The 20,157-nt window shown below is 67.1% G+C and carries 15 protein-coding genes; 8 read left to right on the top strand and 7 right to left on the bottom strand.

Going from position 1 to position 20,157, the window contains the following annotated elements; translation table 11 throughout:
* Positions 1–11: 11 nt before the first annotated feature.
* From whiA to uvrC, 4 genes are all read right to left on the bottom strand, one after another.
* Positions 12–992 (bottom strand): DNA-binding protein WhiA, encoded by a 981-nt coding sequence (gene whiA / locus G1H11_RS01075; protein ID WP_163815208.1) that lies wholly within the window; start codon positions 990–992, stop codon positions 12–14.
* Complete coding sequence (locus tag G1H11_RS01070; protein WP_163815206.1) at positions 983–1,981, bottom strand: gluconeogenesis factor YvcK family protein; 999 nt, start codon at positions 1,979–1,981, stop codon at positions 983–985. Before G1H11_RS01070 ends, whiA begins: the two co-directional genes overlap by 10 nt.
* Positions 1,978–2,871 (bottom strand): RNase adapter RapZ, encoded by an 894-nt coding sequence (rapZ, locus tag G1H11_RS01065; protein ID WP_163815204.1) that lies wholly within the window; start codon positions 2,869–2,871, stop codon positions 1,978–1,980. The genes G1H11_RS01070 and rapZ overlap by 4 nt, the downstream gene beginning before the upstream one ends.
* Before the next feature lie 217 nt (positions 2,872–3,088).
* Positions 3,089–5,128: an excinuclease ABC subunit UvrC gene (gene uvrC, locus G1H11_RS01060; protein WP_163815202.1), complete on the bottom strand. Its 2,040-nt coding sequence runs from the start codon at positions 5,126–5,128 to the stop codon at positions 3,089–3,091.
* Positions 5,129–5,416: 288 nt separating this feature from the next.
* On the opposite strand from uvrC, the gene G1H11_RS01055 reads away from it, so the two are divergent.
* From G1H11_RS01055 to G1H11_RS01030, 6 genes are all read left to right on the top strand, one after another.
* On the top strand, positions 5,417–6,760 hold the full coding sequence (locus G1H11_RS01055) for an ABC transporter substrate-binding protein (protein ID WP_216843315.1): 1,344 nt from the start codon (positions 5,417–5,419) through the stop codon (positions 6,758–6,760).
* 197 nt (positions 6,761–6,957) lie between these two features.
* Positions 6,958–7,854 (top strand): carbohydrate ABC transporter permease, encoded by an 897-nt coding sequence (locus G1H11_RS01050; RefSeq protein ID WP_216843314.1) that lies wholly within the window; start codon positions 6,958–6,960, stop codon positions 7,852–7,854.
* Between the two features lie 128 nt (positions 7,855–7,982).
* Complete coding sequence (locus G1H11_RS25430; RefSeq protein WP_163815886.1) at positions 7,983–8,762, top strand: ABC transporter permease subunit; 780 nt, start codon at positions 7,983–7,985, stop codon at positions 8,760–8,762.
* Positions 8,759–10,213, top strand: a complete 1,455-nt coding sequence (locus G1H11_RS01040) for a GH1 family beta-glucosidase (protein ID WP_163815198.1) — start codon at positions 8,759–8,761, stop codon at positions 10,211–10,213. The genes G1H11_RS25430 and G1H11_RS01040 overlap by 4 nt, the downstream gene beginning before the upstream one ends.
* Positions 10,210–11,259 carry a LacI family DNA-binding transcriptional regulator gene (locus G1H11_RS01035; RefSeq protein WP_216843312.1) on the top strand — a complete coding sequence of 350 codons (1,050 nt, stop codon included), beginning with the start codon at positions 10,210–10,212 and terminating at the stop codon, positions 11,257–11,259. Before G1H11_RS01040 ends, G1H11_RS01035 begins: the two co-directional genes overlap by 4 nt.
* A gap of 217 nt (positions 11,260–11,476) precedes the next feature.
* A complete protein-coding gene (locus tag G1H11_RS01030; protein ID WP_163815194.1) occupies positions 11,477–12,247 on the top strand; it encodes a mechanosensitive ion channel family protein in 771 nt (256 codons plus the stop codon).
* A 98-nt stretch (positions 12,248–12,345) separates the two neighbouring features.
* On the opposite strand, the gene uvrA is transcribed toward G1H11_RS01030, so the two are convergent.
* Complete coding sequence (gene uvrA / locus G1H11_RS01025) at positions 12,346–15,210, bottom strand: excinuclease ABC subunit UvrA (protein ID WP_163815193.1); 2,865 nt, start codon at positions 15,208–15,210, stop codon at positions 12,346–12,348.
* Positions 15,211–15,343: 133 nt separating this feature from the next.
* Between uvrA and G1H11_RS01020 the strand changes: the two genes are divergently transcribed.
* Both G1H11_RS01020 and G1H11_RS01015 read left to right on the top strand, forming a co-directional pair.
* Positions 15,344–16,081: a maleylpyruvate isomerase family mycothiol-dependent enzyme gene (locus G1H11_RS01020; RefSeq protein WP_163815884.1), complete on the top strand. Its 738-nt coding sequence runs from the start codon at positions 15,344–15,346 to the stop codon at positions 16,079–16,081.
* A complete protein-coding gene (locus G1H11_RS01015; protein ID WP_163815191.1) occupies positions 16,078–16,734 on the top strand; it encodes an MBL fold metallo-hydrolase in 657 nt (218 codons plus the stop codon). Before G1H11_RS01020 ends, G1H11_RS01015 begins: the two co-directional genes overlap by 4 nt.
* A gap of 23 nt (positions 16,735–16,757) precedes the next feature.
* On the opposite strand, the gene G1H11_RS01010 is transcribed toward G1H11_RS01015, so the two are convergent.
* Positions 16,758–17,792 carry a TerC family protein gene (locus G1H11_RS01010; protein WP_163815882.1) on the bottom strand — a complete coding sequence of 345 codons (1,035 nt, stop codon included), beginning with the start codon at positions 17,790–17,792 and terminating at the stop codon, positions 16,758–16,760.
* Positions 17,793–17,982: 190 nt separating this feature from the next.
* Positions 17,983–20,091, bottom strand: coding sequence for an excinuclease ABC subunit UvrB (uvrB, locus tag G1H11_RS01005; protein ID WP_163815188.1), 2,109 nt, complete (start codon positions 20,089–20,091; stop codon positions 17,983–17,985).
* Positions 20,092–20,157 lie beyond the last annotated feature (66 nt).

Genomic DNA, 20,157 nt, shown 5'->3' with positions numbered 1-20,157 from the left:
GCCCCGCCGGCTCATGGGGCAAGCATGTCCGAGGTGAGGTTGGCGTCGGTGCCGGGAATCCCGAGGTCCGCCGCCTTGCGATCGGCCATCGCGAGCAGCCTGCGGATCCGTCCCGCGATGGCGTCCTTGGTCATCGCCGGTTCCGCCAGCTGGCCGAGCTCCTCCAGGCTTGCCTGCTTGTGCTTCAGCCTCAGCTCGCCTGCGAAGCGCAGGTGCTCGGGGACGTCGTCACCGAGAATGTCCAGAGCCCGCTCGACGCGCGCTCCAGCGGCGACCGCCGCTCGAGCCGAGCGGCGCAGGTTGGCGTCGTCGAAGTTCGCCAGCCGGTTGGCCGTGGCCCGCACTTCGCGGCGCATCCGCCGCTCCTCCCAGGCCAGGACGCTGTCGTGAGCGCCGATCCTGGTCAGCAGCGCGCCGATGGCCTCACCGTCGCGAACGACGACGCGGTCGGTGCCACGCACATCCCGGGCCTTCGCCTGTATACCGATCCGCCGGGCCGACCCCACGAGCGCCAGCGCGGACTCAGGCCCTGGGCAGGTCACCTCCAGCGACGACGAACGCCCCGGCTCGGTCAACGACCCGTGCGCCAGGAACGCCCCGCGCCACGCCGCCTCCGCGTCGCAGACCGCGCCGTTGACCACCTGCGGCGGCAAGCCCCGCACCGGCCGTCCACTCGCGTCGATCAAGCCCGCTTGCCGGGCGAGATGCTCACCGTCGTGGGACACGCGGACCATGAACCCCGTGCCCCGGCGCAAGCCTCCCGCCTGCACCGTCGCGAGCTCGCTCTCGTGCCCGAACACGTCCGCCAGGTCACGCCGGAGCCGCCGCGCCGCAATTCCCGTATCAAGCTCGGCCTCGATGACGATCTTCCCGCTCACGAGGTGGAGCCCGCCGGCGAACCGCAGCAGAGCCGACACCTCCGCCTTGCGGCAGCATGTCTTGGTCACGTCGAGGCGAGCCAGCTCGTCCTTTACCGATGCCGTCATCGCCATGGGCCGATCCTTCCACGTCCGAGGGTCCGGGCGAACGCCCAACCCAAGAGTTGCGAGTCATGTCGTGCCGAGCCGTCTCGCGCGGCCACGTCGGTCACCACGAGTTCCGCGCCCATCTCATTGGCGACCCGGCGAAGCAACGGCTCGTCGGGCACCGATCCACTGTCTGCGATGACCACGTCGATGCGTAACTCCGGAGCATAGGCACCGAGCACCTCCAAATGCATTTCCGGCGTGAAGTTCGTCGTCTCACCGCCCTCGGGCGACAGGTTCAGGGTGACCGCACGCAAGGCAGACGTGGTGACCAACGCCTCGCGCAGCTGAGGGACCAGCAAGTGCGGAATCACGCTGCTGAACCAGGATCCCGGCCCCATGACCACCCAGTCGGCCTCCCCGATGGCGTCGATCACCTCGGGACATGCCGGCGGGTCAGGGGGGCTCAGGCTCACCGCCACCACGTCACCGTCGACCGTCGCCACGGCGTGCTGACCGGACACGGTGCGGATCTCCCTCGCACCTGCCGGCGAGCGACGCGAACTGCCGACCAGCGCCTCGATGTTCATGGGAACCAAAGCCATCGGTAGCACCCGGCCCTGGGCGCCCAACAGCCGCGCCACCCAGTCCAGGCCTTCCACATGCCCGCCGAGCAGATCCCACAGCGCTACGATCAGCAGGTTCCCCGAGGCGTGGTTGTGCAACTCACCGCCGCTGTCGAACCGGTGTTGCAGCACTCGCGCCCAGGTCCGCCCCCACTCGTCGTCGCCGCAGAGGGCGGCCAGCGCCATCCGCAGATCGCCCGGCGGAAGCACCCCGAGCTCCCGGCGGAGCCGGCCGCTGGATCCGCCGTCGTCCGCGACCGTCACCACGGCGGTCAACCGGCCCGCCATGCGCCGCAGGGCGGACAGGGACGCGGCAAGTCCGTGCCCGCCACCCAGCGCCACGACCTTCGGTCCGGCCAGGACCCCCGGCTCCGCGAGGTGAACCGTCATTCGCGGCCAAGGTCACGGTGGACGACGAGGGTCTCGATGCCCTGCTCACGCAAGCGGGCCGCCAGTGCCTCGCTCATCGCCACGCTGCGGTGCTTGCCCCCGGTACAGCCGATGCCCAGGGTGATGAAGCGTTTGCCTTCTCGCAGGTAGCCCTCCGAGACGACACCGACGAGATCGCTGTAGCGGTCCAGGAAGTCGGCGGCGCCCGGTTGCTTGAGCACGTACTCGCTGACCGCCGTGTCCTGGCCGGTCTGCGGCTGCAGCTCGGCGACCCAGTGCGGGTTGGGCAGGAAACGCATGTCCGCCACCAGGTCGGCGTCGACCGGGAGACCGTACTTGAACCCGAACGAGACGATGACGGCCCGCAGACCGATCTCCTCGCCGGCGAAGGCGGTCCGCAGCCGTGCCGCGAACTCGTGCACATTGAGCAACGAGGTGTCGATCACCATGTCGGCGGCAACTCGCAGGGAAGAGAGCTCCTCGCGTTCGCGGTCGATGGCCTCGACCACCCGGCCTCGACCCTGGAGCGGGTGCGGCCGGCGCGCCGATTCGAAGCGCCGCACCAGTACCTCGTCACTGGCCTCCAGGAACAGCACTATCGGCCGGACACCGTCCGTGGCCATCTCCTCCAGGGCGCCACGCAGCTCGCCGAAGAAGACACCGCCGCGGACGTCGGCCACAACCGCGACCCTGCGCGTGGCGTCGTCCTTGCTGACCGTCGAGATCAGGTCCATGAGCAGGGACGGCGGAAGATTGTCGACCACGAACCAGCCCAGGTCGTCCAAGGCGGCCGCGGCGGCCGTCTTTCCCGCCCCGGACATCCCCGTGACGAGGAGAACCTCCGGCATCGCCCGTTCGTCCTTGCTGTCAGGCAGCGAGGCCTCAGTCATCGCGTTTCCTCCCCCGTTGTCTCCGATGATCACCAGCGATCCACCCGCTTCTTCGCAGCGGGCGACGGAAGGCGCCTGATCAGCGAAGCGCACTCGACCACACAGCTCATCTCGTCTCCTCAGCCCTCGAATCTAGCTTGGCCGAGGGATTTCGGCACACCGAAAGCGCCAACCGACCGGCCGGGCCGAAACCCGGTGTCACGACGCGGTCCAGGGCTCAGGACTCCATGATCTCACCGGTTGCGGTGTTGACAGCGGCGCCGGGCCGCTTGCTGGCCAGCACACCCGCCACCGAGGCGGCCAATGCCGGCCCGATCCCCTTGACCTGTGCGATCTCCTCCGGGCTCGCCGCGCGCAGCTTCTTCAACGAGCCGAAGTGGGCAAGGAGCGCCTTCCGCCTCGCCGGCCCCAGGCCCGGAACGTCGTCCAGCACGCTGTCGGTCATCGACTTGGACCTGCGTTTACGGTGGAAGGTGATGGCGAACCGGTGCGCCTCGTCTCGGACGCGTTGGAGCAGGTAAAGACCTTCGCTAGTGCGAGGCAAGATCACCGGGTGGTCGGTGTCCGGCAACCAGACCTCCTCAAGACGCTTCGCGAGGCCGACCACCGGGATGTCGGGTACTCCCGACTCGTCCATCGCCTGCCTGGCAGCGTTGACCTGCGGCTGGCCGCCGTCGACCACGACCAGTCCCGGCGCGTAGGCGAATCTGCGCACGCGGCCGGTCTCCGGGTCGACCCGTCGGGGGCCCCGCCCGGCTGCGTCGTCGACCGCCCCGTCCGGCATCGGACCCGTATCCGGAGCGTCTACGGCGTCCGGCCCCTCGCCTGGGTCTGTCCCTGCTGCGGGTGCCTCAGCGTCGTCGCGACGGCGGAAACGCCGGCGAAGCACCTCCCGGATGGCAGAGACATCGTCCGAGCCCTCGGAACCGCGCACGGCGAACTTGCGGTACTCCCCCTTGCGGGCCAGGCCGTCCTCGAACACCACCATCGATCCGACTACTTCCGTACCGGCCAGGTTGGAGATGTCGTAGCACTCGATCCGCAGCGGCGACTCGTCCAGCTCGAGCGCTACCTGAATCTCCTCAAGCGCCCGGTTGCGGGTGGTGAGATCGCTGGCGCGTTTCGACTTGTGCAGCCGCAGAGTGTGGGCGGCGTTGCGGGTCACGGTCTCCAGGAGCGACCGCTTGTCTCCCCGCTGCGGGATCCGGAGCTCGACCCGGCCGCCGCGAAGCTCGCTCAGCAGTTCGGTCAGCGCCTCGGCCTCGTCGTGGTCCTCGGGCAAGGCCGGCACCAGGATCTCGCGCGGCACGGACTCTCCGCCGGACTCCCCGTACAGCTGGAGGAGGAAGCGTTCGACGAGCTCACCGGGTGTGGAATCCTCCGCCTTGTCCGCCACCCAGCCGCGCTGCCCCCGGACTCGCCCACCCCGGACGTAGAAGACCTGGATGGCCACCTCCAGCGGGTCGTCCGCCAGCGCCACGACGTCCGCGTCCGTGCCGTCACCCAGAACCACCGCGTTGGCTTCCATGGCACGTTCCAGTGCGGCGATGTCGTCGCGCAGCCGGGCCGCTCGCTCGAAGTCGAGTTCGGTGGCAGCGGCCTTCATTTCCCGCTCCAGCCGCTTGACGTACGTGGTGGTCTTGCCTTCGAGGAAGGCCACGAGATCGTCGACGATGTCCCGGTGCTCGTCGGCGCTGACGCGCTGCACGCAGGGCGCCGAGCACTTGCCGATGTAGCCCAGCAGGCACGGCCGGCCGATCTGGCGGGACCGGTTGAACACCCCTTTGGAGCAGCTGCGCACCGGAAAGACACGCAGGAGCTGGTCCAGGGTCTCGCGGATGGCCCATGCGTGCGCGTACGGACCGAAGTACCGCACCCCCCGCTTCTTGGCTCCGCGCATGACCAGCGCCCGCGGATATTCCTCGTTGAGGGTGACCGCCAGGTAAGGATAGGACTTGTCGTCCCGATAACGGACATTGAACCGCGGGTCGAACTCCTTGATCCAGGAATATTCGAGCTGAAGGGCTTCGACCTCGGTGCGGACCACCGTCCATTCCACCGTCGCCGCCGTGGTGACCATCGCCAGCGTCCGCGGGTGCAGCGCGGCGAGATCCTGGAAATACGAGGACAGGCGAGTTCGCAGGTTCTTCGCCTTCCCGACGTAGACCACCCGGCCCGACGCGTCACTGAACCGGTAGACCCCGGGCTCGACGGGAATGGAGCCAGGGGAAGGACGGTACGTCGACGGATCGGCCACAAGACAACCCTATGAGGTCGCACCGACACGTCCCGAGAGCCCCGAGACAGCCACGTCCCCATGATCATTGGCCTCCGCAGACCCGTCCAGGTACAGGATCGCCAATGATCATGGAGGCATCGGGACCGTGTAACAATTTGGGAACGCTCCCACGCTCGATCTTGATTACTTGAAAACACTCGAGCACGGTGTGTGGGAGCGCTCCCGACAGTGACCTAGCACACGTCCGGTCGAAGACGGAGCCACATCTCCCGCACGTCTACACCCACGACGACCTGGAGGGTCAGGATGAGCGTTGGAACGATCCGCACACGCATGATCGTCCTCGGCACCGCCGCACTGCTGGTCGCAGCCTGCGGCGGCGACGACGACACGAACACCGGCGACGGCCCCGGCACGAACGACACCGTCGCCGAGGACGACGACACACCTCAGGAGAACGAGCAAGCTGAAGCCGTCACGCTGGTTCTGCAGACGTTCGGCGACTTCGGCTACGACGCCGCCATCGAGGAGTTTGAGGAGCTCAACCCACATATCACTGTTGATCATCAGCGGATGGGAGAGCTGCGCGACTTCGCGCCACAGCTCGCCCAGTGGATAGCGGCGGGCAGCGGCGCCGGCGACGTCGTCGGCCTCGAAGAAGGAATCCTGCTTCAGTACATCGAGAACCCGGACGGCTTCCTCGACCTGTTCGAGTACGGCGCCGAGGAACTCGAAGGCGTCTACCTCGACTGGAAGTGGGAGCGGGGCATCACCGAGGACGGCCGGCTGATCGGCCTCGGCACCGACGTCGGTGGCCTGGCGATGTGCTATCGGGCGGACCTGTTCGAGGAGGCGGGGCTTCCTTCGGACCGCGAGGAAGTCTCCGCGCTGTGGCCCACGTGGGACGACTACCTCGAGGCCGGACGCCAGTTCCGGGACAGCGGCGCCGACGCGGCCTGGCTCGACTCGGCCACGGGCGTCGTGCAGCCGTACGTGATGCAGAACTCCGACGTGTTCTTCTACGACACCGACGGCCAGTTCATCGGCGACACCAATCCGGTGTTCCGCGAGGCCTGGGACTTCGGGCTGAACCTGGCGGAGGAGGATCTCACCGCAGGGCTCATCACGTGGAGCGACGAGTGGACGGCCGGCTTCCAGGCGTCCGACTTTGCCACGCGGCCGTGCCCGTCCTGGATGACCGGCGCTATCGAGGACCGTGCCGGTGACGCTCACGCAGGCGCCTGGGACGTCGCGTCCATCCCTGGCGGGGCCGGAAACTGGGGCGGATCCTACCTGGGCGTTCCAGCACAGACCGAACACCCGCAGGAGGCCTACGAGCTGGCCAAGTTCCTGACGAGCCCGGATGGCCAGTTGCACGCGTTCGAGGCGATGGGCGGCATGCCGTCCAGTCTCGAAGGGTTGAGCGACCCCCGGTTCACCGAAACCACCAACCCGTATTTCCGGGATGCTCCGGTCGGCGAGATCATGGCCGCCACGGTGACCGAGCTCGAGCCGATTCACCTGGGCGCACTGCACCAGCAGACCTGGGAGAACGTGTTCGAGCCCGCAATGCAGCGAGCAGAAGCCGGCACCGAGTCCTCCGACGACGCGTTCCAGTCGGCCGTCGGCGAAGCGGAGACGCTCCAGTAGCGGTTCCTGACCACACGGGTGCGGTGGCGCCGGCTGACAGCGGCACCGCACCCGCGGCCACCGTCGCAGAAGGGCTCACGCAGTTGACCACACATGTAGGGTCTCCACCCGAGCGAGAGACACCATCGCGCCCCGGCGGTACGTCCGGCGCCTCCCGTCCGGCGCCGCGCTTTCCTCGCCGCACCCGTCTCGTCCGCTTGGGGCGATTCGAGATCAAGGCTGCACCGTACGTCTTCATCGCGCCGTTCTTCATCTTGTTCGGCATCTTCGGTGCGTTCCCCATTGGCTATACGGTCTACGCGTCCTTGTTCGACTGGACGCTCCTCGCCGGGAACCAGGGGTTCATCGGGCTGGACAATTACACCCGGCTGTTTGGCGACGCACTCTTCTGGAACTCGCTGCGCAACACGTTCGGCATCTTCGTCATGGCCACCGTGCCGCAGCTCGTCCTCGCGCTGATCATCGCGAACCTGCTGAACCGGCAGCTGCGCGCCCGCACCATGTTCCGCATGGGCATCCTGGCGCCCTACACCACCTCGCTCGTGGCTGTGGGGATCGTCTTCGGGTTCATCTTCGCCGAGCGTTACGGGCTGGCACGGTACCTCCTCGACGTGATCGGTGTCGGCGAGTTCAACTGGCGCAACGAACGGCTGCCGTCCTGGGCAGCCATCTCGGCCATGGTGGACTGGCGGTGGACCGGGTACAACGCCCTGATCTACCTCGCCGCCATGCAGGCCATTCCGCGGACCCTGTACGAGGCCGCCGCCATCGACGGCGCCCGGCCGTGGCGGCAGTTCTGGACGATCACGGTCCCCCTGATCAAGCCCAGCATCCTGTTCACGGTCATCCTGTCGACCATCGGCGGCATGCAACTGTTCACCGAGCCCCTGGTGTTCAACTACGGACGGATCCAGGGCGGCTCCGGCCGGGAGTCCCAGACCGTCGCCATGTACATCTACGAGCGGACCTTCAGCGGCACGTTCAACGTCGGCTACGGCGCCGCGATCTCGCTGATCCTGTTCCTCGTCATCATCCTGGTCGCACTGGTGAACTTCACCCTCGTGCGCCGGTCGATCCGGACCACGGAGGAGTAGACGTGACCGTCCAGTCGACGCTCGAACGGCCAGCTCAGGTACACCGCGGCGGGCGACGTCCCCGGCGCGGCGTCGGGAGCCGACTGTGGGAAGCCAGCCCGCTGACGTATTTCGCCCTGGTCATCGGGATGGTCCTCTCCGTCTTCCCCATCATCTGGGCGTTCATCATGGCGACGCGCGACAGCCAGTCGGCTTACCAGATCCCGCCTCCCCTGCTGCCCGGCGGTGAGTTCAGCGAGAACGTCTCCCGGGTAATCGACGCGGAGAACGGCATCTTCCTGAAAGGGATGCTCAACTCGGCCATCGTCGCCGGAGTGATCACGATCTCCGTGATCTTCTTCTCCTCGCTGGCCGGCTTCGCCTTCGCCAAGCTGAGATTCCGCGGCCGGAACGCTCTGATGCTCTTCATCGTCGCCACGATGATGGTGCCGACGCAACTCGCCATCGTCCCGCTCTACTTGATCATGATGGCGCTGGACTGGACCGACTCCCTACAGGCGGTGATCGTGCCGTTCCTGGTCAACGGATTCGGCGTGTTTCTCATGCGCCAGTACGCCGTGGCGGCGGTCAGCGACGAGCTGATCGAGGCGGGCCGGATCGACGGCTGTTCCACCTGGCGCATCTATTGGCACCTCGTGCTCCCGGCCCTGCGGCCGGCCTGTGCGGTCCTCGGCCTGCTCACCTTCATGCTGCAGTGGAACGAGTTCATCTGGCCGTTCGTGGTGCTCACACCGAACAACCCCACCGTCCAGCTGTCGATCAAGATCATTTCAGCGGCGCACTACACGACCGACTACGCCATGGTCTTCGCCAGTACGGCGCTGGCGATGCTGCCACTGCTCGTGGTGTTCGTGGTGTTCGGCAGGCAGATCATCAGCGGCATCATGGAAGGATCGGTCAAGGAGTGAACACCTTCCCGGCCCAACGCCCACAGACCGGCACGGCCACTCCCATCGCGACGTTCCCACCCGGATTCCGCTGGGGCGCGGCCACAGCCGCCTACCAGATCGAGGGCGCCGTCCACGAGCACAGCCGCGGCGCCTCGATCTGGGACACGTTCAGCCACACCCCGGGATCCATCGCCGACGGCACCACGGCGGACGTCGCCTGCGACCACTACCACCGCTACCGCGACGACGTGCGCCTCATGAGCGACCTTGGACTCGCCGCCTACCGATTCTCCGTCGCCTGGCCGCGGGTGCAGCCGGATGGGCGTGGCCCCGCAAACCAGGCCGGCCTGGACTTCTATCGCCGCCTGATCGACGAGCTTCTCGACCACGGCATCGAGCCGTGGCTCACCCTGTACCACTGGGACCTCCCCCAGGCCCTCGAGGACGCCGGCGGCTGGCCGGAACGCGACACCGCTGCCCGGTTCGCCGACTACGCGCTCCTCGTCCACCAAGCAGTCGGTGACCGGGTCCGGCACTGGACCACCCTCAACGAGCCCTGGTGCTCCGCGTTTCTAGGTTACGGCTCCGGCGAGCACGCGCCCGGGCGGCGTGACGGTCGATCCGCCGTCCGGGCCGCACACCACCTGATGCTCGGCCACGGGCTGGCCGCGGACGCGCTCTGGACCGCGGCACAGACCGGCACCCAGGTCGGCGTCACGCTCAATCTCTACGCCGTCTCTCCGGCGAACGGCCACCCGGGAGCGGCCGACGCCGCCCGCCGGATCGACGGCCTGGCCAACCGGATCTTCCTCGACCCCGTCCTGCGTGGCGAGTACCCCGCCGACGTGGTCGAAGACCTGACCCAGCTCACCCGGCTCGACCACATTGCCGACGGTGACCTCGACACGATCTCCACTCCCCTGTCCTTTCTCGGAGTCAACTACTACAGCCGTTACGTCGTGACGGCCGACGAGGGGGCAGACGACGCCCCGGCAGCAGATGGGAAGCCGTCGGCGTGGCCGGGGAGCGAGAGCGTGCGGTTCGTCGGCAACGGCGGCCCGGTGACGGGCATGGGCTGGGACATCGACCCGGCCGGGCTGACCGAGACACTTCTCAGGCTGCATCGTGACTACCCGGCGCTGCCGCTTTACGTCACCGAGAACGGCTCGTCATTCCCGGACGTCGTCTCCCCGGAGGGAGACATCGACGATCCGGAGCGCGTCGCCTACTTCTTCGATCACATCGAGGCCTGTCATCGGGCGATCGCTGCCGGTGTGCCGCTGCGCGGCTACTTCGCCTGGTCGCTGATGGACAACTTCGAGTGGGCGCACGGCTTCGCCAAGCGTTTCGGGCTCGTCCACGTCGACTACGACGATCAACGCCGCCGGCCGAAAACGAGCGCCCGATGGTACGCCGGCGTCATCCGCCGGAACGGGCTCCGGCTGCCGAAGAAGATAATGGCCGAGTGAGCACCAGCAGATCGACCCGCACGGACGGCCGTCCCACGTTGGAGAAGGTGGCTGCCCGCGCCGGTGTGGGCCGCGGCACAGTGTCCCGGGTTATCAACGGATCGACCCAGGTCAGCCCAGCGGCCAAGGCAGCGGTGGAGCAGGCCATCGCCGAGCTCGGATACGTTCCGAACCTCGCCGCCCGCTCTCTGGTGACCCGGCGTACCGACGCCGTCGCCCTCGTCGTCTCCGAGTCGGAGGAACGGCTGTTCGGGGAGCCGTTCTTCGCCGGCATCGTGCGTGGCATCAGTTCAGCGCTGGTGGACACGCCGTTGCAGCTGTGGCTGGCGATGGCTCAGTCCGCAGCCGAACGCGAGCGGGTGGAGCGGCACCTGACCCCCCAGCACGTCGACGGTGTCATGCTGCTGTCCCTGCATGATGCCGATCCCCTGCCCGGCCTGGTCGAACAGCGGGGCCTGCCGCTCGTCCTCGGTGGCCGCCCCGCTCGCCTCACCCGCCCAGGGGTCGCGGCCGGCCGGTTCGTCGACGTGGACAACGCCGGCGGAGCGCGCCGTGCGGTCGAGCATCTGTACTCCGCCGGGCGACGAGTCATCGCCACCATCGCCGGGCCCCAGGACATGGGGGCCGGGCTCGCCCGCCTCGACGGATACCACGAGGCCCGCGTAGGCCACGGCCTGCTCAACGAGCCCGACCTGATCGCGTACGGCGACTTCAGCTACGACAGCGGCAAGACGGCGATGAAGCTCCTGCTGAGCCGCCGGCCGGACATCGACGCCGTGTTCATCGCCGCGGACCTGATGGCCGCCGGCGCTTTGCGCGCGCTCCGGGACAGCGGCCGGCACGTCCCCGACGACGTGGCCGTCGTCGGATTCGACGACACAAGCGTCGCTCGCCAGACCGAACCGGCATTGACCACCGTGCACCAGCCCATTGAAGAGATGGGCAAAGCCATGGCCCGGATGCTCGTCGCGCATATCTCCGAACAGATTCCTCCGGACTCATCGGCCGTCCTGGACACTACTCTGGTCATTCGCGAGTCGGCGTAGTCCGCCACATTCCCGACGTTTCTGGATTGACGTCAGCGCCTCGATGTCAGTGCCCAAACTACCTGGTCAGCCAATACATATTTCGGAATATATTGACGATTTCCGACAATCCATGCGGCAAATACGGCACTGATCCAACGAATTGACAGGTGTCATTACTCCAGGAACTATATCCTCGAATTGAGGGAACGCGGTTCGTCTCACATTGGAGGAATAGATGTACGTCCCCGTGGCGAGTACCAATTTCGTCGATGAACTCTCCGACTCGTTCACCGAGCTCGGCCGCGATGTGGGTGAAGCGGTGCCACGCCTGATCGTGGCACTTCTCATCCTGCTGGTGGGACACTGGATCGCCAAACTGATCCGCCGCCTGCTCATAGCAGTGCTGGAGAAGGTAGGTGCGGGCCGAATCACCGAGGCCGCAGGCTTGGAGACGTTGTTGCAGCAAGCTGGCACGTCCGGTGTGCGACTGGTCGGCCAGATCGCCTACTTCCTCATCTTCCTGATCTTTATCCAGATCAGCGCCGAGGTGCTGGGAATCGACCAGCTCACCCAGCTTCTCACCGACCTGATCGCCTACCTGCCGCTCGTGGCGATCGCGCTACTGGTGTTGTTCGTGGCGGCGGCCATCGCCAACTGGGCCGCCGGCGTGGTCAGGCCGTTCGCCGAGAGCCGCAACATGGCTTGGGTGAGCACCGCGGTCCGGATCGGCGTGCTCGTGATCGGGTTCCTGGCGGCGTTCGACACCCTGAACTTCGCGCCGTCGGTCACGGACAAGGTGGAGAACACCCTCCTGCAGTATCTGCCGCTGTCGGTCCTGGTGGCCGCCACGATCGCGTTCGGTGTGGGCGGGATCAAGACCGCGCAGCAGTGGTGGGCCAAGCTCGCTCCGCAACCGGGACCGGACGGGGACGTCCTGGGTGACGCCACCTCCGCCACAGGCCCGGGCCGGGGCGCGGGCGCCGACGACGAGCCCCCGCGCTTCTGAGGCGGTGACAGGTGCGGGCCGCGCCGTTCGGAAACGGGCCCGCATCATGTTCGCCTGAACGGGCGACGGCCAGGCACTCGGCGCCTGGCCGTCGTCGTTCACCGGTTCAGGATGTTGCGCAGGAACGTTCCCGTGTGCGACGCGTCGATCTCCGCGACCTGCTCCGGCGTGCCGGTGGCGACCACTGTGCCGCCGCCGGTACCCCCTTCGGGACCCATGTCGATGATCCAGTCGGCCGTCTTGATGACATCGAGGTTGTGCTCGATGACCACCACCGTGTTGCCCTTGTCCACGAGCCCCTGCAGCACCCCGATCAGCTTGCGGATGTCCTCGAAGTGCAGGCCTGTGGTCGGTTCGTCCAGCACGTAGATGGTCCGGCCGGTGGAGCGCTTCTGCAGTTCCGCGGCGAGCTTGACTCGCTGAGCCTCGCCACCGGACAGCGTGGGCGCCGGCTGCCCGAGACGGACGTATCCCAGACCCACGTCCACCAGAGTCCGCAGGTGCCGGGAGATGCGCTGAACCGGCTCGAAGAACTCCACTGCTTCCTCGATCGGCATCTCCAGCACCTCGGAGATGGTCTTGCCCTTGTAATGCACCTCGAGGGTCTCCCGGTTGTACCGAGCGCCGTGGCACACCTCGCACGGAACGTAGACGTCGGGCAGGAAGTTCATCTCGATCTTGATGGTGCCGTCTCCGCTGCACGCCTCGCACCGGCCGCCCTTGACGTTGAAGGAGAAGCGTCCCGGCTGGTAGCCCCGGATCTTCGCCTCCTGGGTCTCGGCGAAGAGCTTGCGGACGTGGTCGAAGACTCCCGTGTACGTGGCCGGGTTGCTTCGCGGGGTACGCCCGATAGGTGACTGGTCGACGTGCACGACCTTGTCCACCAGGCCCATGCCGTCGATGCGCCGATGCCGGCCCGGAACCGCCTTCGCCCCGTAGATCTCCCGGGCGAGGGACGTGTACAGGATGTCGTTGACCAGCGTCGACTTTCCCGAGCCGCTGACGCCCGTGACCGCGACGAAGCAGCCGAGGGGGAACGAGACGTCCACGCCCCGCAGATTGTGCTCGCGGGCTCCGACAACCGTGAGGGCCTTTCCCTTGGTGGGCGGCCGCCTGACCGTCGGGATCTCGATGGCGCGCTTGCCGGACAGGTACTCACCGGTGATGGATCCGGGGTCTTGCAGCAGCTCGTCGACGGTTCCGCTGACGACCACCTGGCCGCCGTGTTCGCCGGCGCCGGGCCCGATGTCGACCACCCAGTCCGCGGTGCGGATGGTGTCTTCGTCATGCTCGACCACGATCAGCGTGTTTCCCAGGTCACGGAGCCGGACGAGGGTGTCGATCAGCCGGTGGTTGTCCCGTTGATGCAAGCCGATGGACGGTTCGTCGAGAACGTAGAGCACGCCGACCAGGCCTGAACCGATCTGCGTGGCGAGCCGGATGCGCTGTGCCTCCCCGCCGGCGAGCGTGGCAGCCGCCCGGTCGAGGCTGAGGTAGTGCAGTCCGACGTCGACGAGGAATTGCAGCCGCTCGTTGACCTCTTTGAGTACTCGCGCGGCGATCTGCTGCTCTCGCTCGGACAGCTCGAGCTGACGCAGGAACGCCGCGCACTCGCCGATGGGCATCGCCGCCACCTCGGCGATGCTCCGCCCACCGAGCGTCACGGCGAGGACGACGGGCTTGAGCCTGGCGCCCTTGCACGCGGGACAGGGGACCTCACGCATGAACCCCTCGAACCGCTCGCGGCTGGTGTCGGACTCAGCTTCCGCGTAGCGGCGCCGTACCCACGGGATCACGCCTTCGTACGACGTGTAGTAGGAGCGCTCGCGGCCGTACCGGTTCTTGTAGCGGACGTGTACCTGCTGTCCGTAGCCGTGCAGGAGGGCATCGCGTGCCTTCTTGGGCAGCTTCTCGAAGGGTGTGTCGGTGCGGAAACCGATGGTTTCCGCCAGAGCAGTCACCAGCCGGCCGAAGTACTCGGTACTGTGCCCCGGCGCCCACGGCGCGAGCGCCCCGTCATCGAGCGTGGCCGAGGGGTCCGGCACCGCGAGCTCCTCGTCCACCTCCATGCGGGTGCCGAGGCCGGAGCACTCCGGGCACGCTCCGAACGGAGAGTTGAAGGAGAAGGTACGCGGTTCCAGCTCCTCGAAGGAAAGCTCGTCGTAGGGGCAGTACAGATGCTCGGAGAACACCCGCTCGCGATTCTCGTCGGACTCCGGAAGGTCGACGAAGTCCAGCGTCACCAGGCCGCCGGAGAGCCGCAGCGCAGTCTCCACCGAGTCGGTGAGCCTGCGCAGCGACGACGACTTCACGGTCAGCCGGTCCACCACCACCTCGATGGTGTGCTTCTCCTGTTTCTTCAGTTTGGGCACATCGGTCAGCTGATAGACGGTGCCGTCCACCCGGGCCCGCGAGTATCCCTGTGACTGGAGAGTGCGGAACAGGTCGGCGTACTCGCCCTTGCGCTCACGGACCACCGGTGCAAGCACCTGGAACCGGCTGCCCTCCTCGAGCTCCAGGACCCGGTCGACGATCGACTGCGGCGTCTGCCGGCCGATGGGCCGCCCGCACTCCGGGCAGTGCGGGTGACCGGCCCGCGCGTAGAGCAGACGCAGATAGTCGTAGACCTCGGTGATGGTCCCGACCGTGGAGCGGGGGTTGCGGGACGTGGACTTCTGGTCGATGGAGACCGCCGGCGAGAGCCCTTCGATGAAGTCGACGTCCGGCTTGTCCATCTGGCCGAGGAACTGCCGCGCATAGGCCGACAGGGACTCGACGTACCGGCGCTGTCCTTCGGCAAAGATCGTGTCGAATGCGAGACTTGACTTGCCGGAGCCGGACAGGCCGGTGAAGACGATGATGGAGTCTCGTGGCAGATCGAGCGAGACGTCCTTGAGGTTGTGCTCGCGCGCGCCTCGCACCACGAGGCGGTCACCGGCATAGGTGGTGGTCCGATCGGTCATCAGCAGCCCGGCTCTTTCGTCGAATCAGCACATTCTCCGCGCGCACAAGGCGCACCACACGCATAGTAGGCGCCATCACCGACAAGGTTGGCCACAGTGACGTCGTCCCAGGTAGATTCGGGCCGTGCCTTCCATGTCATCCAGGACCCACGAGACCGACAACGAGGAATCCACCGGCCCGGTGACCGCTGCGACCGAACGCCTCATCGCGACGGCCGGCGCCCTCGACGGTGAAACGCTCGCCGCCCCGAGCTTATGCCCGGGCTGGACGCGGGGACACGTGATCACGCACCTGGCGCGCAACGCGGACGCGCTCACCAACCTGCTCACGTGGGCACGGACCGGCAAGGAAGCACTGATGTATCCGAGCCGGGACTCCCGCGACCGGGAGATCGTCGCCGGAGCCTCCCGCCCGCTGGAGGAGCAGATCGCCGACCTCGGCGCCTCGTCGAGCAGGTTCGCCGCCGCGGTCACCGATCTGCCCGCCGACGCATGGACCCGGGAGGTACGCACCGGACCCGGCGGATCGGGCCGGACCGTGCCCGCCCGCCGCACACTGTGGATGCGGTTGCTCGAGGTCGAGATCCACCACGTCGATCTCGCCGCCGGGTACACGCCGGGCCACTGGCCGGAGTTCTTCGTCCGGCGTGCCTTGGCCGAGACGGTCCGCGGCTTCGGCCAGCGCGACGACGTCCCGAGCTTCACCATGGTGATCGACGGCGCCGCAGCACGGATCGGATCGGGCGATCAGGTCACGGTCAAGGGCTCGGCCCGCTCGGTTCTCGCCTGGCTGGTCGGCCGCTCCACCGGTGAAGACCTGCAGGTATCGCCCACCGATGCCCTCCCGCGCCTGCCCGCCTGGTTGCCATGACCTATCACGGGCATGTCTCCCCCGGCGGGCCGCCGGCGGTCCGCGAGCTGAGCCACCTCATCATCAACAAGATGTCGGTGGGTGGAAGCTGGGACAACAACGCCTACGTGCTGCGGTGCCGCCAGACCGGCGAGGAACTGCTGATCGACGCCGCGGCTGAGCCGGACCGCATTCTCACCACCTGCGGCGAAGGCCCCCTGGTGCGTATCGTCACCACGCACCGGCACCGGGACCATTGGAGTGCGCTCGACGACGTCGCGCGGGCCACCGGAGCGGCCACCGTCGCGCACCCTGATGACGCTCCTGGAATCGCCGTGCCCGTGGCGGAGCCGGTGCGCGACGGGGAGCGAGTCCGGTTCGGCTCGTGCGAGCTGGCGGTGATCCATCTGGCCGGGCATACGCCCGGCAGCATCGCGCTCCTGTACGACGACCCGACGGGACCTCCGCATCTCTGGACCGGTGACGCCCTGTTTCCCGGCGGTGTCGGCAAGACGACCTCGTCCGAGGACTTCGCGTCGCTGCTGGACGGCGTCGAGCGCAAACTGTTCGACCTGCTACCGGACGAGACGTGGGTGTACCCCGGCCACGGCGACGACACCACCCTCGGCCGGGAACGTCCCCACCTCGCCGACTGGCGCGCTCGCGGCTGGTGATCCACCCGGCATCGTGCCGCGAACTACGAGTGCGGGCCGCCGGTGGGTAGATCGGCCTCGACCTTCTCGGCTCCGCCGACGCGGCGCAGGTCTCGGCGCGTCTTGAGCAGGCTTGCCGTCGTGGTGACGACCAGGGTGGTGACGATGAAGAGCAACGAGAACCAGATCGGCACCTCGGGCACGTGCAAGGGCTCGCCACCGTTGAGGAACGGCAAGTTGTTCTCGTGCAGCGCGTGCAGCACCAGTTTGACGCCGATGAACGCGAGGATCACCGACAGCCCGGCGGTCAGGTACACGAGCCGTTCGAGAAGCCCGCCGAGCAGGAAGTAGAGCTGCCGCAGTCCCATCAGGGCGAAGACGTTCGCGGTGAAGACGATGAACATTTCCTGGGTGATGCCGAAGATGGCCGGGATCGAGTCGACCGCGAACAGCAGGTCCGCGGAGCCGATGGCCAGGAAGACGATCAGCATCGGAGTGAAGAGCTTGCGGCCGTCCACGCGGGTACGCAGCTTGACGCCGTCGTAGTCGTTGCTCATCCGCAGCCGCTTGCTCACCTTCCGGATGAACGCGTTGTCGTAGCTCTCCTCGTGTTCCTCATGTGTGACCTGCTGCTGGGCGAGCTTGACCGCGGTGTAGATCAGGAAGGCGCCGAAGATGTAGAACACCCAGGCGAACTGGTTGATGGCCAGGGCGCCGAGCAGGATGAAGATCCCGCGCATCACGATCGCCAGCAGGATCCCAAACATCAGCACGGATTGCTGATACTTCCTCGGCACCCGGAACTGACTCATGATGATCACGAAGACGAACAGGTTGTCGACGCTGAGGCTGTACTCGGTCAGCCACCCGGCAAAGAACTCGCCGGATGCCTGTGCGCCGCCCACCACCCACATCAGGATGCCGAAGAGGACAGCGAGCCCCACATAGAACGACACCCATCCGCTGGCTTCGCGCATCGAGGGCGCGTGCGGGCGGCGGGTGACGATGAGCAGGTCGGCGATGAGCAGGAGCGTCAGGACGACAAGGGTTCCGACTTCGAACCAGGCAGGTAGATCCAGCACGAACGTAGAGATCCTCTCCGGTCAGCACAGCGCAGGGAGCGCGCATTTCCGGAGGTCTCTTCCGCCCGATGCACCGGACCGGAGGCACCGGGAGCCCCCGCCGAGGGCTGTCCGTGATGACGATGCCACCGCTTAGGGATTACTCCCCTCCACGTCCGGTCCAGTATTCCACACCCACGCAGCCGGCCTACTTCACGCCTGCCTCGTGCATGCCTCGCAGCTCCTTCTTCAGCTCCGCGATCTCGTCACGCAACCTGGCCGCCAGCTCGAACTGCAGCTCGGCCGCCGCGTTGTGCATCTGCTCGGAAAGTTGCCTGATCAACTCCGCGAGGTCGGCAGACGGCATGCCCGCGAGCTCCGCCGCATGCCGGCCGGTCTCGGCGCTGCTTCCCAGGCCCGGCACCGGTGACTTGCCTCGGCTGGCCGCCCGCCCCGAGCCGCCGATCAGCTCGTCGGTGTCGGCATCCTCGCGGGCGAGCATCTCGGTGATGTCCCCGATCCGCTTGCGCAGGGGCGTCGGGTCGATGCCGTGTTCGGTGTTGTAGGCGATCTGGCGTTCCCGCCGGCGGTTCGTCTCGTCGATGGCGTTCTGCATCGACGGCGTCATGGTGTCCGCGTACATGTGCACCTGGCCGGAGACGTTACGCGCCGCCCGGCCGATGGTCTGGATGAGCGACGTGCCTGAACGCAGGAAGCCTTCCTTGTCCGCGTCCAGGATGCTGACCAGTGATACCTCGGGCAGGTCGAGGCCCTCACGAAGCAGGTTGATCCCCACGAGGACGTCGAACTCACCCAGCCGCAGCTCGCGCAGCAGCTCCACCCGGCGCAGCGTGTCTACCTCGCTGTGGAGATACCGGACCCGCACGCCGTGCTCGAGCAGGTAGTCGGTGAGATCTTCGGCCATCTTCTTCGTCAGGGTGGTGACCAGCACGCGCTCGTGGCGAGCGGAGCGGGAGTTGATCTCGTGCATGAGATCGTCGATCTGGCCCTTGGTCGGCTTGACGACGACCTCCGGGTCGATCAGGCCGGTAGGCCGGATGATCTGCTCGACCACGCCGTCGCCCTTACCCAGCTCATAGGGTCCCGGTGTGGCGGACAGGTAGACCTTCTGGCCCACCCGCTCGAGGAACTCGTCCCATTTCAGCGGCCGGTTGTCCATGGCGCTGGGCAGCCGGAACCCGTGTTCCACCAGGGTGCGCTTCCGGCTCATGTCGCCCTCGAACATGCCGCCGATCTGTGGAACCGTGACGTGGGACTCGTCGATGACGAGCAGGAAGTCTTCCGGGAAGTAGTCGAGCAGGCAGTTGGGCGGCGAACCCGGAGCGCGTCCGTCGAAGTGCCGTGAGTAATTCTCGATGCCGGAGGTGAATCCGACCTCGCGGATCATCTCCAGGTCATAGGTGGTGCGCATCCGCAGCCGCTGCGCCTCCAGCAGCTTGTTCTGTTTCTCCAGCTCCGCGAGCCGTTGCGCGAGCTCTTCCTCGATGCCGTGCAACGCGCGCTCCTGCGTCTCCGGCGCCGCCACATAGTGAGAGGCAGGGAAGACGTACATCAGGTCTTCTTCGCTGATGACCTCGCCGGTGAGCGGGTGCAGCGTGGTGATCTTCTCGACCTCGTCGCCGAAGAACTCGACGCGCACGGCGAGCTCCCCGTACTGGGGAATGATCTCCAGAGTGTCACCGCGCACCCGGAACGTACCCCGCGTGAAGTTCTGATCATTGCGGGTGTACTGGATCTCCACCAGCCGGCGCAACAACGCCTCGCGGTTGCGCTCCTCCCCCACCCGTAGCCACACCATCCGGTCGGCGTACTCCTGGGGATTTCCCAGCCCGTAGATGCAAGAAACGGTAGCGACGACGACGACGTCCCGCCTGGTCATCAACGATCCGGTGGTGGAGTGGCGAAGGCGCTCTACCTCGTCGTTGATCGACGAGTCCTTCTCGATGTAGGTGTCAGTCTGCGGCACGTAGGCCTCGGGCTGGTAGTAGTCGTAGTACGAGACGAAGTACTCGACCGCGTTGTTGGGCAGCAGATCGCGGAACTCGTTCGCCAGCTGTGCCGCCAGCGTTTTGTTCGGTGCCATCACCAGGGTGGGCCGCTGGAGCCGCTCGATCAGCCAGGCCGTCGTCGCGCTCTTTCCCGTACCGGTGGCACCGAGCAGGACGACGTCCTCCTCACCGGCGCGGACGCGCCGCTCCAGCTCGTCGATGGCCTGCGGCTGGTCACCGGAGGGATCCCAGTCACTGACGACCTTGAACGGTGCGTCACGTCGGACGATGTCGGTACTTGCGCGCATACCGACAACCGTATGCTCACCCACCGACAACGTCACCTCACTACCGACCCCTGGCATGGGTTAGGG

The organism is Phytoactinopolyspora alkaliphila (assembly GCF_010550695.1).
Classification (GTDB): domain Bacteria; phylum Actinomycetota; class Actinomycetes; order Jiangellales; family Jiangellaceae; genus Phytoactinopolyspora; species Phytoactinopolyspora alkaliphila.
Note: the sequence above shows the minus strand (reverse complement) of the source record. Positions and strands in the feature narration are given on the sequence as shown.

Excerpts from the sequence above, each read along its gene's own strand:
- whiA (WP_163815208.1), bottom strand. The coding sequence starts at position 992 with ATGGCGATGACGGCATCGGTAAAGGACGAGCTGGCTCGCCTCGACGTG.
- G1H11_RS01070 (WP_163815206.1), bottom strand. The coding sequence starts at position 1,981 with ATGACGGTTCACCTCGCGGAGCCGGGGGTCCTGGCCGGACCGAAGGTC.
- rapZ (WP_163815204.1), bottom strand. The coding sequence starts at position 2,871 with ATGACTGAGGCCTCGCTGCCTGACAGCAAGGACGAACGGGCGATGCCG.
- G1H11_RS01055 (WP_216843315.1), top strand. The coding sequence starts at position 5,417 with ATGAGCGTTGGAACGATCCGCACACGCATGATCGTCCTCGGCACCGCC.
- G1H11_RS25430 (WP_163815886.1), top strand. The coding sequence starts at position 7,983 with ATGGTCCTCTCCGTCTTCCCCATCATCTGGGCGTTCATCATGGCGACG.
- G1H11_RS01030 (WP_163815194.1), top strand. The coding sequence starts at position 11,477 with ATGTACGTCCCCGTGGCGAGTACCAATTTCGTCGATGAACTCTCCGAC.
- uvrA (WP_163815193.1), bottom strand. The coding sequence starts at position 15,210 with ATGACCGATCGGACCACCACCTATGCCGGTGACCGCCTCGTGGTGCGA.
- G1H11_RS01020 (WP_163815884.1), top strand. The coding sequence starts at position 15,344 with ATGTCATCCAGGACCCACGAGACCGACAACGAGGAATCCACCGGCCCG.
- G1H11_RS01015 (WP_163815191.1), top strand. The coding sequence starts at position 16,078 with ATGACCTATCACGGGCATGTCTCCCCCGGCGGGCCGCCGGCGGTCCGC.
- uvrB (WP_163815188.1), bottom strand. The coding sequence starts at position 20,091 with ATGCGCGCAAGTACCGACATCGTCCGACGTGACGCACCGTTCAAGGTC.